Here is a 15,672-nt window from a genome sequence, read left to right as displayed (position 1 = left end):
CGATGCAACGCTTGCTGCGCTCTGCCGGTCGCAGCAAGCCATCGGTCCAAACCCAACAATGCAACGGGTCTGTCCAGCAGCCCGCAGGACACACTAGTGCGCTTGCACGTTGCGGCTTGCGCTCAGTCCGCGCCGCTAGCTGCGCGCCAGCTATGCCACAGCTGCTGCACCGGCGGCGGGTAGGCAGGCTTGCCGCCCAGTTCGCGCTGCAGACGCAACCGTGCCAGGCGCGACCACACCCGATGCGGCCGTGCCAATGCCGGCTTGCGCGGCCACGCACGTAGCAGCTGCGTGCGCCAGGCAACAGTGGTGACGCCGCCTGGCGCGGCGCTGTCACCGGCCACGCGCTGGCGTGCGTCCAGCCATTGCACCGCCACCGCAGTGGCATCGCCAGGCCGCGCCCGTGCGAAGAGCACTGCTTCCACCGCAACCACGGCCTCGGCGAATGTGCGCAGTGCCTCCAGCGCATGCTGCAGCGACTGTGGCTGCACACGTGCAGCCTGCATCGCCGGCAAGGCGTCGGCCAGCTGTGCCCACGGCGCAAGCACTGGCTCCAGCACGCGCCCCAGCGGATGCCGCGAGCGTTGATTCGACCAGTCGCGCAGTTCCTGTTGCCACCATGCCAGCTTGGCATCGGCGGGCAACGAGTCGCCGGCGATATTCATGATGTCTTCCCATTCCTGCAGCAATGCAAACCAAGCGGCTGCGAGGCGGCGTTGTTGTTCGGGAACGAACGGTTCGGCAACCGCCCATTCCGGCCAGCGGGTTGCCCATTTGTCGAGAAAACTGTCGAGGGCGCTGGATTGGCTCATGGCGGGTCCAGAAAAAAACGAAGAGAGATCAGATCTGCGGCCACGTTGCCGCATTCCAAAGCGCCTGCGGCTGGTCGACGAGTACGTCGGCCTGCCAGCGCGACGGGTCGTCCGCGTCCAGGCGATAACCCCACAACACGGCGACCGAAGGCATCGCCGCTGCGCGCGCAGCCAGAATGTCGCGCTCATCGTCGCCGACATACACGCATTGCGCAGGCGCAACGCCGATACGTTCGGCGGCCACCAGCAGCGGCAACGGATGCGGCTTGCGCTCTGACAACGTGTCGCCGCCGATCAACACCGCGCAGCGCTGCTCCCAGCCCAACTGCGGCAGGATCAGGCGCGCCAGATATTCGGGCTTGTTGGTGACGATGCCCCAGACGCAGCCGGCTTTCTCCAGCCGCGCCAGCATCTCTTGGACACCGTCAAACAGCTGCGACTGCGTGCCGATCACGCCTTCGTAGCGCTGCAAGAATTCCGGTACCAGTGCAACGCACGCTTCGGCATCGAGCTCGGCAAAGGCCACGCCGAGCATCGCACGCGCACCTTTCGAGACCACTGGACGCAACGAGGCCAACGCAATCGGCGCACGGCCACGCGCATCCAGCATCGCGTTGACCGTCGCCAGCATATCCGGCGCACTGTCGAGCAAGGTGCCGTCCAGATCGAACAACACCGCCTGCGGAAAACTCCCAACAGCAACATCTGTCGTCAATTGCGTACCGTCCGGCATGCCACCGAGACCATAGAGCCCCCTACCAAGTGCCGTTGCGAATCCCATACCCCAAATCTTGCATCCTCGCCCATCACGGTTTCACCGCATAAGCCAAATAATTCACCTCGGTGCGCGAGGACAGACGTGCGCGATTGCGCCATGGCTCGTAGAGCATGCCGCTGACGTCTTCAAGCTGCAGTTGGGCATTGCGTAACCACGCGGCAAGCTCGGCCGGCTTTATGAAATCCTTGTAGTGATGCGTGCCCTTGGGCAGCAGGCGCGCGATGTATTCGGCGCCGACCACAGCCAACGCGAATGCGGCCGGGGTGCGATTGAGCGTGGACAGGAACAGCGTGCCGCCAGGCTTGAGCAGGCTGGCGCAGGCGCGGATGATCGCGGTCGGGTCCGGCACGTGCTCCAGCATTTCCATGCAGGTCACCGCATCGAAACTGCCCGGCTGTTCGGCAGCGAGGTCTTCCACCGATTGCAGGCGATAGTCGACCTGCACGCCGGATTCCAGGCTGTGCAGACGCGCCACCTTGACCAGCTCCGGTGCCAGGTCAATTGCGGTGACCTGCGCGCCCAGACGCGCCATCGACTCGCTGAGCAGGCCGCCACCGCAGCCGACATCGAGCACACGCGCACCGGCAAGCCCAAGCCGCGCCGATACATAGTCCAGCCGTACCGGATTGAGCGCGTGCAGCGGCTTCTGCGGGCCGTCGGCATCCCACCAGCGGTTGGCCAACGCGGCGAATTTATCCAGCTCGCTCTGATGAAAATTGCCGGACGTGGGTTGCGAATTCGAATTCATGCGGAGGCTCCGTGATGCGGTGACGCGCGCTCAGGCGCGGACGGTGCGGATGCGTTCGCGCCACTGCCGCGCGTTGGCGACCAGGGCGGCGGGATCCATGTCGATGAGCTCGCGCTGCACCAGTTTGGGCTTGCCGGCGATCCACACATCGGTGACCTGATGGCGGCCGGCCGAGTAGATCAGTTGCGACAACACATGATGCAGCGGCTGGGTTTCCAGTGCGGCCAGATCCACGCAGATCAGGTCGGCCTGCTTGCCGATTTCGATCGAACCGATGGTGTCGCCGAAGCCCAAGGCACGCGCGCCGCCCAGGGTGGCCGCGCGCAAGGTGGTGGCCGCATCCAGCGCGGTCGCATCGTTGGCCACGGCCTTGGCCAGGATCGCGGCCGTGCGGTTCTCGCTGAACATGTCCAGGTCGTTGTTGCTGGCGCAGCCGTCGGTGCCGATGGCCAGATTCACGCCGGCACGCTGCAGCGCGCACGCAGGGCAGAAACCAGAGGCAAGCTTGAGATTGGACTCTGGGCAATGCACCACGCTGACGCCGCGCTCGGCGCACAGATGGATTTCCGCATCGGTGAGCTGGGTCATGTGCACCGCGATCAGACGGTCGTTGACCAAGCCCAGACGATCCAGTCGCGCCAGCGGGCGCTGACCGTATTGCTTGATCGAATCGGCGACTTCCTGCGCGGTTTCGTGCGTATGCAGATGCACCGGGATGTCGAGCTGATCGGCCAGCATGCGCACGCGTTCGAAGTTGGCATCGTTCACGGTGTAAGGCGCATGCGGCGCGAACGCGGTGCTGATCAACGGATCGTCGCGCCACTGGTCATGCAACTCGCCGGCGCGCGCGAAGTATTCGTCGTCAGACGATGCCCACGCGGTGGGGAAATCGATGATGACCGCACCCACCAGCGCACGGAAGCCATGCTGCTTGTACACCGCCGCCTGCACATCGGCGAAGAAGTAGTTTTCGTTAACGCAGGTGGTGCCGCCACGCAGCATTTCTGCGATCGCCAGCGTGGTGCCGTCGGCCACGAACTCTGGCCCGATCACCGCCGCTTCCACCGGCCAGATGTGCTGCTGCAACCACACCATCAGCGGCAAGTCGTCGGCAATGCCGCGCAGCAGCGTCATTGGGTTATGCGTGTGCGCATTGACCAGGCCCGGCATCAACGCAGCCTCCGGGCGGGATACGGTCTGCTTGGGCGCAAAACGCGCGCGTGCTTCGGCGGTCGGAAGGATCGCGACGATCGCCCCGTTGCTGACCGCAACGGCGTGGTCTTCCAGCACCACCGCATGCGGCTCGATCGGCACGACATAGCCGGCCTCGATCAGCAGGTCGCAGGGTTCGGGCGGGGCATTGGTCATGAGCGGATCCATTGAAAAAGTTAGTTACCAAACGGCCAGGAGTCGTCGGAGCGTGACACAGGCACATACCGCGTGCCGTCGTAGCGCAGCACCTGACGTTGGCGGCGCGTGCGTTCGCTGTCGTCCGCATCCTTGACGGTGGTAGAGGTCGCCAAGTTGGCAGTCAGCGCGATGTCGGCGTAGCCAGCATGGATTGGCGTATCCATCGACAGGGTGAGCGTGCCGCGCTCGGTCACCACGCCTGTCGCGCCCCAGTTGCAGGGCTCGCCCCTTACCCGCTGCCAGACAGTCAAATCCCGCTGCAGCACAGGGCGCAACCGGCGCCCTTCGCGCACCAGCAAGGTCAGTGCGTCGTTGCTGTCGAAATCCGGGCAACTGGCGCCGCGCGCAACGCTGTGCACCACAACGCCAACCGCGCGTACGCCCTTCGCCAGGTCATAACGCGCGGTGTCCAGGCGCAGGCTGTCGTCCGCAAGTTCGAAACCGGCGTCCTCGCCCATGTCCTGCGCGTACAACGCCACCACCTGACGAGTGCCCGCATCGAGCATCGCGACGCGCAATTCAAGGTCGCGCTCGCCTGCGGCGGTGGTGGCATCGTCAGCAAATGCAACCGCGGCCAGCCGTATCGAGGGGTCGTACGGCCACAGCGTGCAGGTCTGTGCCACGACACGCTCGACCGGCAACGCCTTGGCGCCGCCGGCAGTCGCACCCGCTGCAACCGCCGCCACGCTGTGCGCGTCACAGGCGTGACTGTCAGCGGTGTGCGCAAACACCGGGCACGCCATAAGCGTGCCACTGAGAGCGGCCAACACCCCGTAGCGAGCAGTCGTCAGGTGGGAGCGGACAGCGCACCGGAACCGCAGTGCCCGCGTGGTATATGCCGATTCCGAGCACCGGCCGCGCCCGCCTGGCAGCTGCGCGGTCGTGTTGTTAGCTGCTCCGAGCGCCATCAGGACACCTGCATTGCGTACTGCTCGGCCGGACCGGCGTCCCAGGCGCATCTGGATTACTTGACGCGCGCCGAGTATTCGCCCGAACGGGTGTCGACCTTAATGATTTCGTCCTGATTGACGAACAACGGCACGCGCACCACCGCGCCGGTTTCCAGCGTGGCCGGCTTGCCGCCACCACCGGAGGTATCGCCACGCACGCCCGGGTCGGTCTCGGTGATCTTCAGCTCGACGAAGTTCGGCGGCTGCACCCAGATCGGCGTGCCGTTCCACAGCGTCACGATGCAGTCTTCCTCGCCCTTGAGCCACTTGTCGGCGCCGCCCATGCCGGCCTTGTCGGTCTGCACCTGCTCGAAGGTTTCCGGGTCCATGAAGTGCCAGTACTCGCCATCGCTGTAGAGGTAGCGCATGTCGGTATCGACCACGTCGGCCACTTCCACGTCGTCGGTCGCCTTCATGGTCATTTCGACCACGCGCCCGGACTTGATGAAGCGGTACTTCATGCGGGTGAAGGCCTGGCCCTTGCCCGGCTTGACGTATTCGGTCTCGGTGATGACCGCCGGTTCGTTGTTGACCAGGATCTTCATGCCGTTCTTGACGTCGTTCATGCCAACAGTGGCCATGGTGCAGCTCCTCGATAAGACCACGACCCGCCACACGGTGGCAGGTCGGATTAGAATGGGGCGCCCGCCGCAACCGGCGGGCATTGGTTTTGTGACCGCACATGATAACCGCAGCCCCCCTCGCCTTACAGCCATCTCCGCCCCCTGCCCTGCAGCACTCGCGCTGGCAACAGCAGTGGCGCGACGCCGTGCGCGACCCGCGCGTGCTCCTGGAGCTGTTGGGCCTGGATGCGCAGGCGGCGGCGATCAGCGATGCCGCCGCTGCGCAGTTCCCGCTGCGGGTGCCGCGCGCGTTCGCGGCGCGGATGCGCCATGGCGATCTCCACGACCCGTTGCTGCGCCAGGTGCTGCCACTGGACGCGGAAATGCAGCCGGTGCCGGGCTTCGGCCTGGACGCGGTGGGCGATGCCGCCGCCAAGACCGCCGCCGGGGTGATCCAGAAGTACCGCGGCCGGGCCTTGCTGATCGCCACCGGCAGCTGCGCAGTGCATTGCCGCTACTGCTTCCGCCGCCACTTCCCGTATGCCGAAGAGACCGCTGCGCGCGATGGCTGGCGTGAGGCGGTAGCCGCGATCGCCGCCGACCCCGACATCGACGAAGTGCTGCTCTCCGGCGGCGACCCGCTCTCGCTGGCAACGCCCAAGCTGGCCGAACTCACCGACGCCCTGGCGGCCATCCCGCACCTCAAACGGCTGCGCATCCACAGCCGCCTGCCGATCGTGCTGCCCGAGCGCGTGGATGCGCCGCTGCTGGCCTGGCTGCGCAGCCTGCCGTGGCCAGTGGCGTTCGTGCTGCATGCCAACCACGCCAATGAATTCGACTCCGCAGTGGACGCGGCCATGCACGCGTTGCGCGACACTGGCGCGCAATTGCTCAACCAGGCCGTGTTGTTGCGCGGGGTCAACGACAGCGTGGACGCGCTGGCGGCATTGAGCGAGCGCAGCTTCGCAGCCGGCGTACTGCCCTATTACCTGCATCAGCTCGACCGGGTGGCCGGCGTTGCGCATTTCGAAGTGGATGATGCCCGCGCACGTGCCCTGCATACCGAGCTGGCCACGCGCCTTTCGGGTTACTTGGTGCCGCGATTGGTGCGCGAAGTTCCGGGCGATACCGGCAAGCGGCCACTGTAACCGCAACCGCGATTGACTCTCGCCCGCATGCGATCGAATAACGTCAAACCGTAGGAGCGCACTTTCGCGCGCCAAGGCGTTACCGGAAATGCGTCATCGCGCAGCGGTGCATTCCTCTGCAGCCAGCACGTGACCGCCCGCGCACAGCACTTACCCCGCGGCGATCAGCTTGACCATATCGGCCGGGCTCAACGGCCGGCTGAACCAATAGCCCTGACCCAGATCGCAACCGCGCTCGCGCAGCAGGTTGAATTGCGCTTCCTGCTCGATGCCTTCGGCCACCACGGTGATCCCCAGCGAATGGGCCATGTTGATGATCGCGGTGGTCAGCGCCAGATCGTCCGGATCGCGCTGCAGGTCGGCGATGAAACTTTTGTCGATCTTGACCCCGTCCACCGGCACCTGGCGCAGATGGCTCAGGCCGGAGAAGCCGGTACCGAAGTCGTCCAGCCACACCTTCACCCCGGTGCGGTGCAGTTGATCGAGCAGGCTGGCGGCCATCATTTCATCACCGATCACCGCGGTCTCGGTGAGTTCCAGATGGAGGCGCGCGGCTGGCAGCCCGGACTCGGCCAGGCATTCGGCCACGGTGTCGATCAAATCGCCGCTACGCAGCTGTCGCGGCGAGACGTTGACCGACACAAACAGGCCCTCGCCCACCAACGGCCACTGCGCCGCCTCCAGGCAGGCCGCGCGCAGCACCTTGGGGCCGATCACTTCGATCAGGCCGCTCTGCTCGGCAATATCGATAAAGGTGGACGGCGCAATCGTCCCGAGTGCCGGGTGCTGCCAGCGCAACAGCACTTCCACGCCCACCAGCACGCGGTCGCTGGTGCGATAGATCGGCTGATAGACCAGGCGCAGCTCGTCGCGTTCCCAGGCCCCGCGCAGCTCGTGCTCCATATGCACGCGGCGTTCGACGGCATGGTCGGCGGCGCGGCTGTAGAAACGATGGCAATTCTTGCCGGCCACCTTGGCTTGATACATCGCGATGTCGCCGTTCTTCAGCAGTGCGGTGGCATCGCGGGCATCATCGGGGAACAGCGTGATGCCAATCGAGGTGCCCAGGAACACTTCGCGGCCCTGCACGTTCAACGGCCGGCTCAGCTCATGCACCAAGCGTTCGGCCAACTGCGCGGCCAGCAGGCTGACATCGCCGCTCTGCAACAGGATCACGAACTCATCGCCGCCGAAACGCGCCAGAATCGCATCGTCGCCGCCCAGCGAGGCAACCGCGCGGCTGATGCGGCCGGAGAACTGCAGCAGGGCTTCGTCGCCGGCTTCGTGGCCAAGGGTGTCGTTGACGCGTTTGAAGTCATCGATATCGGCGAACAGCAGGGCCAACTTGTTGCCGGTGCTGCGCGCGGTGTTGAGCAGGTGATCCAAGCCTTCGCGGAAGCCCAGCCGGTTGGTCAACCCGGTCAGCGCATCGGTGTAGGCCATGTGCCGCACTTCGCGGTCGTGACGGGCAATGCTTTCGCTCATGCGTCCGAACGCGGAAATCAGCTCGCCGATCTCGTCGTTGCGCGGGTGCGGCGGCAGCTGCACTGCATAATCGCCACGTTCGATCTGCTTGGCCGCTGCCGCCAGCAGCCGCACCGGCGCCACCAACGTGCGCTGCACATAAATGGCCAGCAATATTCCCAGTCCGACCAGCGCCGCCAGCAACACCAGCAGCCAACCCAGATCGCGTTTGCCGATGGCGTTGAGGTTTTGCACCAACGTCAGATTGGCGCCGGACTCGATCTTGCGTACCCGCTCGCGCGACATGCCCACCCGCACGCCACCGATGCGCTGGTCGCCGATCTTGATCGGCACCGTGACATCCAGCACCTCCGGCGAGTACTGCAACACCATCTCCCGCGCCGCCAGCGCCTTGGCCGCGAGCGGATCGGTCATGGATTGGCCGTAACGCTGCAAGGTCGGCGTGCCGTCGTGCACCAGCCGGCCATGGCGGTCGAACACCAGCACATAGCTCACCACCTGCTGGCGCGAGGCATTGCGCACCAGCGCGCCCACCGCGCCCAGGTCCGAGTAATACAAAGGGTTGGCCAGCCCGGAGGCCAGCTCGGTTGCCAGTGTTTCGCCGCGCGTGCGCAGGCTACGGTCGAATAGCTCATGCAGGATCTGCGCACTCAACCCGCGCACCTCGCGCTGCATGGCGCTTTGTCGCTGCAACAGCGAGGCCAGAATCGCGCCGACCAGTAACAGCGTCAGCGCCATGACCAATAGAAAGCGTGCCTGCAAGCCGAAGCGCACCTGAGTCATTCCGCCTGTTCCCTGACGCGTTGCACGCCGGCGCTCAACTCCTGCAAACGTCGGCGGCTGGTGGGATCCAGCGGACGGAACCCGGTGGTGTCGAAGAAACGTTTCAATGCAGGCGCCGCCTTGGGATCGGAGGCGGCCTGCAGCAACACCACACGCAGACGCTGCTCCACCGCCGGGTCCATCCCCGCGCGCACCATTTCCACCGCGCGCGGCACCGGCGCTGTGCGATGCACGATGCGGAAATCGCGCTTGAACACCGGTGGCATGTGGCGTTCGTCGTCCCAATCCACGTTGCTGAGCGCGCCCACGTCGATCAGGCGCTTGTGCACGAACGCGGAAACGTTCAATTTGGACCCGACCATCAAATAGCCGGCCGATCCGCGCGCCGGGGTGTCGTCCGCCGACAGCAGCACATCGCACGCAATGCCGTTGCGCAGCAGTTCGAGCATCGGCAACAGATAGCCGCTGGTGGACGAGGCGTTCTGCAAGGCCAGGGTGTGGCCGCGCAACTGCGCGAGCGACTGGATCGGACTGTCGCGGCGCACGAAGAACAGTGTGTGGAGGTCGCGCAGACCGCCACGCTCGGTCATCAACAAGGGATGCGCGCTGCCACGCTGCTCCAGTAGCATCGCCGCACCGGTGGTTTCGCTGACCCAATCGACCCGGCCGCGCCGCAGATAGCTGGACATCTGGCGCGCGTCAGGCGCCATCAGAATCTCGCCCCGACGGATTCCCACCTCACGCATGCGCGGCACCACGTAATCCAGCAGGGGCTTGAGCTGCTCGTAATGGGTGGCGGGATCATCGCTGATCCGTCCAAGCACCAGGACCGAGGAAGGCGCTGCCGAAACCTTCGCGGCCAAGCCTGCCCCGGCGATCAGCCAGCAGGCAATCAGACACCATCGTAGACCGCGCAAAAAGGACACTCCCCTAGAGCCGCGGACAGCCTAGCCGAATCTTTGAAGATGTGACAGACGTCAGTTTCGGGCCTGCTTGGCAAGCATGGCCATGCGCTGCGCATCGGACAGGATGCCGCGGATCAGCCGCACCTCCTGCTCGGTCATTTCGGCGCGCAGCAACAGGCGGCGCAACTTGCGCATCGCCGACTCAGGCGCACGCCCCTTGTGGAAGTCGATCTCATCCAGCGTGTCGCCCAATTGACCGAACATGCCTTCCAACTGCGCGTGGCTGGCCGGGCCATCGCGCAAGCCGGTGGCCGCTGCTGGAGCCGGCTCGGCCTCGCCTGCCGCCAGCTGTGCCAGCCGTACCTCATACGCCAGCACCTGGACGGCCGCGGCAAGATTGAGCGAACTGAACTGCGGGTCCGACGGTATATGCACTGCGGCATGGCAAAGCTGCAGCTCGTCATTCGTCAGACCGGTGCGCTCGCGGCCAAACACGAAGGCCACCTCGGCCGGCTCGCTCGCCTTGGCCAGGGCGCGCTGCGCCCCCTCGTCGGGCAGCAGTTCTTCCAGCGCTACCCGACGCGCGCGGGCGGTGCAGCCGATCACCAGCGTGCAGTCGGCCACCGCTTCGCCCAGCGTCGCGAAGATTGGTGCTTCGCCGAGTACGTCCTCAGCACCAGCCGAACGCCGGTAGGCGTCTTCATCAAGTGCGCGCTCCGGCGCTACCAGCACCAGGCGCGAGACAGCCATGGTCTTCATCGCACGCGCGGCGGCGCCGATGTTGCCTGGATGCTGGGTACCGACAAGAACAAAACGGATGCGCTGGCTGACGGACATGAACGGAGATTGGAGAGCTGCTCGGCCGTAGATGGTAAACTGCGCGGCCGGCTTTCGCGCCGGACCGCTCTTTTAACTTCGCCATTATCCGATTCTGCCTTCACGGGAGCTTTAACCATGCAGAAACCCGCCGTCACCGTCATGGTCAAAGCCGCCCGCCTCGCCGGCAATGTGCTGTTGCGCGGTATCAACAAGCTCGATGCGCTCAACGTGGTGCAGAAGGGCCGCATGGACTATGCCAGCGAAGTCGATGCCGATGCCGAGAAGGTCATCATCAAGGAACTCAAGCGCGGCTATCCCGAGTACGCCGTGTTCGGCGAAGAAGGCGGTGTCCAGGGCGGCAAGAGTGGCCGCTACACCTGGGTGATCGATCCGCTCGACGGCACCAGCAACTATCTGCGCGGCTTTCCGCACTACTGCGTCTCCATCGCGCTGGTGGAAAACGGCGAACCCACCGATGCGGTGATTTTCGACCCGCTGCGCAATGAGCTGTTCACCGCCAGCCGCGGCGCCGGCGCGGTGCTCAACGACCGCCGCATCCGCATTGCCGAGCGCAAGGATCTGGAAGGCGCGATGGTCCACACCGGCTTCCCGCCGCGCGAACGTGCGCGCGCCAGTGCACAGCTCAAGTGCGTGGACGCGTTGTTGGTGCAGGCCGAAGACGTGCGTCGCACTGGCTCGGCGGCGCTGGACTTGGCGTATGTGGCCTGCGGCCGCGCCGATGCCTACTTCGAAGCCGGCGTCAAAGCCTGGGACATCGCCGCTGGCGTGCTGCTGGTGCGCGAAGCCGGTGGCCGCGTCTGCGACTACAAAGGCGCTACCCCGCCGCGCATGGACAACATGGGACCGGAGACGCAGCAGATTGTGGCGGGCAACATCAAGATCAGCGACGCGCTGCAGAAGGTCATCGTCAACACCGGCTATGCGCGCGAGTTCGACGCCAAGTTCTGAGCGTCGCGCCTGAGCGCGGAATGCGCGACGCATGTCGCTGCAGCAGGACCACACAGACAACAGGCCGGGATCAAACCCGGCCTGTTGCGTTGCTGAAACATCAGGGGTAGGCCCTCTTCGTAGCGCGTATGCACGCCATCGGGCGCGGCCGGCACGTCACATCATGCGCACTCGCATCGCCGTGCACAGACTCAGATCGCCTCACAGCAGCAGGCCGGGATCGCTCCCGGCCTGCTGGCGTTACCGCACTCGCTCAGAACTCAGGCGATCGCAGCGTGGTAGCGGCGCTCGACTTCTTCCCAGTTGACGGCGTTGTAAAACGCGCCGATGTATTCCGGGCGACGGTTCTGGTACTTCAGGTAGTACGCGTGTTCCCACACGTCCAGGCCAAGGATCGGGGTATTGCCTTCGAACAACGGGCTGTCCTGATTGGCGGTGCTTTCCACCACCAGCTTCTTGTCCGGGGTCACGCTCAGCCATGCCCAGCCCGAGCCGAAGCGGCTGACGGCGGCCTTGGTGAAGGCTTCCTTGAACTTCTCGAACCCACCGATGTCCTTGTCGATCGCCTTGGCGACCTCGCCCTTGGGCTCGCCGCCACCGTTGGGTGACAGCACGGTCCAGAACAGCGAATGGTTGGCGTGGCCACCACCGTTATTGCGCACCGGGCCCTGCAGGTTTTCCGGCAGGCTCTTCAACTTGGAGACCAGCTCTTCGATCGGCAGGTCGGCATACTCAGTCCCTTCCAGCGCCGCGTTGACGTTGTTGATATAGGTCTGATGATGCTTGGTGTGATGGATTTCCATCGTCTGCGCATCGATATTCGGTTCCAGCGCGTCGTAGGCGTAGGGCAGCTGCGGAAGGGTGTAAGCCATGCGTGTCTCCTGGACTTGCCGCCCGGCGAAGACCGGGCGTTGCGGGGTAGATGGTAAGGACGGCGACGGCGCTTACCAAGGGTGCTGGCAGGGAAACTTCATCCCATCGCAAGCCGCGCGCTGTTCGCTGCACACCTTGCACCAGCCCCCGGTTACTTGGATGTGAATCGCGCAGCCGCCCGGCCGCGTTCAAAGTGGACACAGTCGGGCAACGGCATACTTGCTCTGCCGCACACTCTTCGCTCCCGGAACGTCTTCATGCGCAAGCCCGCTTTGCTGATCGTCGCCATCGTGCTGCTCGTTGCCGGCTTGTGGGGCATGCGCGCGATGCAGACGCCCAAGCCGCAGTTCGCGCCGCAACTCAACGCGCCAATTGCCGTGACTGCACCGACGCGCGAGGTGCCGCGTCTGCCCGCCTTTCTGCCTACCGAGGCGATGGCCACAATCGTGCTGATCCAGCGCGGCGGGCCGTTTCCGCATCCGCAAGATGGCAGCGTGTTCGGCAACCGCGAGCATCGCCTGCCCGAGCGCCCGCGCGGCTATTACCGCGAATACACCGTGGATACGCCCGGCAGCCCGGATCGCGGCGCACGCCGCATCGTCACCGGCGGCACCCCGCCGCAGGCGTGGTACTACAGCGACGATCATTACCAGAGCTTCAAGGCCTTCGATGGCCCGACCCCGGACCAGGCACCATGAGCGCGGGCGACTTCGCACTGGACCTGTCTGATCCGCAGCAATCAGGCGTGTATCAGGCCGACACCGACGATCTGGACACCATGGCGGCGCTGGCGCGCGATGCAGGCTTGCGCATCCTGCGCGTGGATCTGGTCACCTGCAGCGACAAACGCATGTTGTTGATGCGCCTGGCCACGCAACTGGATTTCCCGGCCAGCTTCGGCCGCAATTGGGACGCCCTCAGCGATGCCTTGCGCGACCTGGCGTGGCTGCCTTCGCCGCAGGGCTATGCACTGCTCATCGACGGCGCCCAGGCGCTAGCCAGCACGGCACCCAACGACCGCGACACCTTGCTGGATATCCTCGACGAAGTCGCTAACACCTGGGCAGCACGCGGGCTGACTTTTGCAGCGTTTGTTGCTCCAGCCAGCGCCTGCGACTAAGAGCAGCTAATAAGAGGACTGCGCAGCCGCGAGGTAGTTGCTCGCGACGTTTATTCGCCGCTCCAAGGCTGGCTGACCGCACAACTGCGCAACAGTCAGTCGGTTGGATGGATACGGCGCCGGCGCAGCATGACCGTGCCGGCGCGACGGTTCAGGCACGCCTTCTGCACCGTCTCAACCAGCGCTCGCGCTACTTCATCGGCACTGTGCATCGGCGTTTCAGACCGGCGATGATTCTGAAGAACAACGGATCGCTGCGCACGCGCAGCCGCCTGCGTCCACATGCCATGGCCTGTAAGCGTCTTCCTGCGCACCGCGAACAACACCAGACCAGCACGCATCACGCGTGCCCGGCCAACCCTCAACTATCCAACTCGCTCCAGCGCGCGTACGCCGCATCCAGTTGCTTCTGCGCATCGCCCAGCGCTGCTGTGTGGGCAGCCATCGCCGCACTGTCGCGCTGATAGAAAGCCGGCTCATTCATCGCCGCAGTGAGCGCGGCGACCTGCTGCTCCAGCGTCTCGATCAAGGCCGGCAACTGCTCCAGCTCGCGTGCATCCTTGTAGCTGAGCTTACGCTTGGGCGCAGCGTCCACCGGCGCTGCAGCCGCCACGGGTGCGGTCGCCACTGCGGTCGCCGAGGCCTTGGCCACCGCCATCGCATTGCCCACCGGCGTGCGGCGCTGGCGCAACGAATCGCTATAACCGCCGATGTAATCGCCAATCAAACCCTCGCCTTCCATTACCAGCGTGGAGGTCACCACGTTGTCGAGGAAGTCGCGGTCATGGCTGACCAGCAGCAAGGTGCCGGAGTACTCGCCCAGCAGCTCCTCCAGCAACTCCAGCGTCTCCACGTCCAGATCGTTGGTCGGTTCGTCCATCACCAGCAGGTTGGACGGCTGCGCGAACAGCCGCGCCAGCAACAGGCGATTGCGCTCGCCACCGGACAGCCGGGTGATCGGCGCGCGGGCGCGCTCGGGCGTGAACAGGAAGTCCTGCAGATACGCATGCACATGCTTGCGCTTGCCGTTGATCTCCAGGAAATCGCGGCCTTCGGCCACGTTTTCGATGGCGCTCCAGTCCTCGCGCAGGGTCGAGCGGTACTGATCGAAATACGCAATCTGCAGATTGGTGCCGATGCGGATTTCGCCTTCCTGCGCCTGCAGATCGCCCAGCAGCAACTTGAGCAAGGTGGTCTTGCCGCTGCCGTTGGGCCCGATCAGACCGATGCGGTCGCCACGCTGGATGATGGTCGAGAAGTCCTTGACCATCGTGCGCGCACCGAAGGCGAAGCCGACTTCCTTTGCTTCGATCACCTTCTTGCCGGACGATTCGCCCTGCGAGACTTCCATGCGTACGTTGCCGGTGAGATCGCGGCGCTGCACGCGCTCGTTGCGCATCGATTCCAGACGCCGCACCCGGCCTTCGTCGCGGGTCCGCCGCGCCTTGATGCCCTGCCGGATCCAGATTTCTTCCTGTGCCAGCAACTTGTCGAAGCGCGCATTTTCCTGCGCCTGCGCATTGAGCCGTTCTTCGCGACGCCGCTCGTAATTGGCCCAATCGCCAGGCCAGCTGGTGACCTGGCCACGATCGATTTCGACGATGCGGGTGGCCAACGCGCGCAGGAAGCGCCGGTCGTGGGTCACGAACAGCACGCTGCCGCTCCAGCCCTTCAGGAAGGTTTCCAGCCAATCGATGGCTTCGATATCCAGATGGTTGGTCGGTTCGTCCAGCAGCAGCACATCGGGCGAGGACACCAGCGAACGCGCCAACAGCACGCGGCGCTTCATACCGCCGGACAGTCGCGCGAACTCCGCATCGCCATCCAGTTCCAGCTTGGTCAGCGTCTCGGTCACGCGCTGATCCAGCGCCCAACCGTCGGCCGCATCGATCTTGGCCTGCACCTTGCCGAACGCATCGCCGTCGAACACCTCGGCATGACTAAGCTGGTGGAATTCGGCCAGCCAGTGGCCCAGTTCGCCCAGGCCATCGGCCACCACGTCGAACACGCTGCCGCCGGTGCCCTGCGGCACCTCCTGCTCCAGCCGCGCAATGCGCACGCCCTGTTGCACGCGCACTTCGCCATCGTCGGGTTTGAGCTCGCCGGCGATCAGTTTCATCAAGGTCGATTTGCCGGCGCCATTGCGACCGATCAGGGCGATACGCTCGCCCGGCTCGATCGTGAGGTCGGTTTTTTCCAGCAACAAGGGGCCGCCGACGCTGTAGTCGACGCTTTGCAGAGTGATTAAAGGCATGCGCCAATTGTACGGGAATCGGGAATGGTGAATCGGGAATGGAAAGCGCCTCGCT

The 15,672-nt window shown here is 65.0% G+C and carries 16 protein-coding genes and 1 other RNA gene; 4 read left to right on the top strand and 13 right to left on the bottom strand.

All coding sequences use genetic code 11. The annotated features are described in order from the left end of the window. Positions 1-122: 122 nt before the first annotated feature. From XpruCFBP8353_RS14645 to efp, 7 genes are all read right to left on the bottom strand, one after another. Positions 123-812, bottom strand: a complete 690-nt coding sequence (locus XpruCFBP8353_RS14645) for an isoprenoid biosynthesis enzyme family protein (protein ID WP_101363868.1) — start codon at positions 810-812, stop codon at positions 123-125. A 28-nt stretch (positions 813-840) separates the two neighbouring features. Beyond that, on the bottom strand, positions 841-1,545 hold the full coding sequence (locus XpruCFBP8353_RS14640; RefSeq protein ID WP_101363867.1) for a phosphoglycolate phosphatase: 705 nt from the start codon (positions 1,543-1,545) through the stop codon (positions 841-843). 73 nt (positions 1,546-1,618) lie between these two features. Then, on the bottom strand, positions 1,619-2,338 hold the full coding sequence (gene ubiG / locus XpruCFBP8353_RS14635) for a bifunctional 2-polyprenyl-6-hydroxyphenol methylase/3-demethylubiquinol 3-O-methyltransferase UbiG (protein WP_101363866.1): 720 nt from the start codon (positions 2,336-2,338) through the stop codon (positions 1,619-1,621). A 30-nt stretch (positions 2,339-2,368) separates the two neighbouring features. Beyond that, positions 2,369-3,706, bottom strand: coding sequence for a TRZ/ATZ family hydrolase (locus XpruCFBP8353_RS14630; RefSeq protein ID WP_162301058.1), 1,338 nt, complete (start codon positions 3,704-3,706; stop codon positions 2,369-2,371). Between the two features lie 20 nt (positions 3,707-3,726). Beyond that, positions 3,727-4,479, bottom strand: coding sequence for a PA3715 family protein (locus XpruCFBP8353_RS14625; protein WP_455685160.1), 753 nt, complete (start codon positions 4,477-4,479; stop codon positions 3,727-3,729). Positions 4,480-4,509: 30 nt separating this feature from the next. Beyond that, positions 4,510-4,585: non-coding RNA, sX9 sRNA (locus tag XpruCFBP8353_RS14620), on the bottom strand. Between the two features lie 127 nt (positions 4,586-4,712). Further along, positions 4,713-5,279 carry an elongation factor P gene (gene efp / locus XpruCFBP8353_RS14615; RefSeq protein ID WP_007962665.1) on the bottom strand — a complete coding sequence of 189 codons (567 nt, stop codon included), beginning with the start codon at positions 5,277-5,279 and terminating at the stop codon, positions 4,713-4,715. A gap of 101 nt (positions 5,280-5,380) precedes the next feature. Between efp and epmB the strand changes: the two genes are divergently transcribed. Continuing rightward, a complete protein-coding gene (gene epmB / locus XpruCFBP8353_RS14610; RefSeq protein ID WP_101363863.1) occupies positions 5,381-6,409 on the top strand; it encodes an EF-P beta-lysylation protein EpmB in 1,029 nt (342 codons plus the stop codon). Between the two features lie 150 nt (positions 6,410-6,559). Here the strand turns inward: epmB and XpruCFBP8353_RS14605 are convergent, their stop codons facing one another. From XpruCFBP8353_RS14605 to XpruCFBP8353_RS14595, 3 genes are read right to left on the bottom strand one after another with little or no spacing between them, the layout of a single operon-like run. Then, positions 6,560-8,677, bottom strand: a complete 2,118-nt coding sequence (locus tag XpruCFBP8353_RS14605) for a putative bifunctional diguanylate cyclase/phosphodiesterase (protein WP_101363862.1) — start codon at positions 8,675-8,677, stop codon at positions 6,560-6,562. After that, on the bottom strand, positions 8,674-9,603 hold the full coding sequence (locus tag XpruCFBP8353_RS14600) for a phosphate/phosphite/phosphonate ABC transporter substrate-binding protein (protein ID WP_162301057.1): 930 nt from the start codon (positions 9,601-9,603) through the stop codon (positions 8,674-8,676). Before XpruCFBP8353_RS14600 ends, XpruCFBP8353_RS14605 begins: the two co-directional genes overlap by 4 nt. Positions 9,604-9,654: 51 nt before the next feature. After that, positions 9,655-10,419 carry an RNA methyltransferase gene (locus XpruCFBP8353_RS14595; RefSeq protein ID WP_101363861.1) on the bottom strand — a complete coding sequence of 255 codons (765 nt, stop codon included), beginning with the start codon at positions 10,417-10,419 and terminating at the stop codon, positions 9,655-9,657. 117 nt (positions 10,420-10,536) lie between these two features. Here XpruCFBP8353_RS14595 and XpruCFBP8353_RS14590 point away from each other — a divergent pair, with 117 nt between their 5' ends. Then, on the top strand, positions 10,537-11,370 hold the full coding sequence (locus XpruCFBP8353_RS14590; protein WP_005913068.1) for an inositol monophosphatase family protein: 834 nt from the start codon (positions 10,537-10,539) through the stop codon (positions 11,368-11,370). Positions 11,371-11,630: 260 nt separating this feature from the next. On the opposite strand, the gene XpruCFBP8353_RS14585 is transcribed toward XpruCFBP8353_RS14590, so the two are convergent. Then, the gene (locus XpruCFBP8353_RS14585; protein ID WP_011259314.1) at positions 11,631-12,242 is read right to left on the bottom strand and encodes a superoxide dismutase; all 612 of its coding nucleotides are present in this window, start codon (positions 12,240-12,242) and stop codon (positions 11,631-11,633) included. Between the two features lie 258 nt (positions 12,243-12,500). Here XpruCFBP8353_RS14585 and XpruCFBP8353_RS14580 point away from each other — a divergent pair, with 258 nt between their 5' ends. Then, entirely contained in the window at positions 12,501-12,941 is a 441-nt protein-coding gene (locus XpruCFBP8353_RS14580) for a ribonuclease domain-containing protein (RefSeq protein WP_101363860.1), read from the top strand. After that, positions 12,938-13,363, top strand: a complete 426-nt coding sequence (locus XpruCFBP8353_RS14575; protein ID WP_101363859.1) for a barstar family protein — start codon at positions 12,938-12,940, stop codon at positions 13,361-13,363. Before XpruCFBP8353_RS14580 ends, XpruCFBP8353_RS14575 begins: the two co-directional genes overlap by 4 nt. Positions 13,364-13,458: 95 nt before the next feature. On the opposite strand, the gene XpruCFBP8353_RS23450 is transcribed toward XpruCFBP8353_RS14575, so the two are convergent. Continuing rightward, the gene (locus XpruCFBP8353_RS23450) at positions 13,459-13,704 is read right to left on the bottom strand and encodes a hypothetical protein (protein ID WP_133125653.1); all 246 of its coding nucleotides are present in this window, start codon (positions 13,702-13,704) and stop codon (positions 13,459-13,461) included. Between the two features lie 20 nt (positions 13,705-13,724). Further along, positions 13,725-15,617, bottom strand: coding sequence for an ATP-binding cassette domain-containing protein (locus tag XpruCFBP8353_RS14570; RefSeq protein WP_101363858.1), 1,893 nt, complete (start codon positions 15,615-15,617; stop codon positions 13,725-13,727). Positions 15,618-15,672: the final 55 nt, after the last annotated feature.

This window comes from Xanthomonas prunicola (assembly GCF_002846205.1).
Lineage (GTDB): Bacteria > Pseudomonadota > Gammaproteobacteria > Xanthomonadales > Xanthomonadaceae > Xanthomonas > Xanthomonas prunicola.
This window is presented reverse-complemented; position numbering and strand designations above follow the sequence as displayed.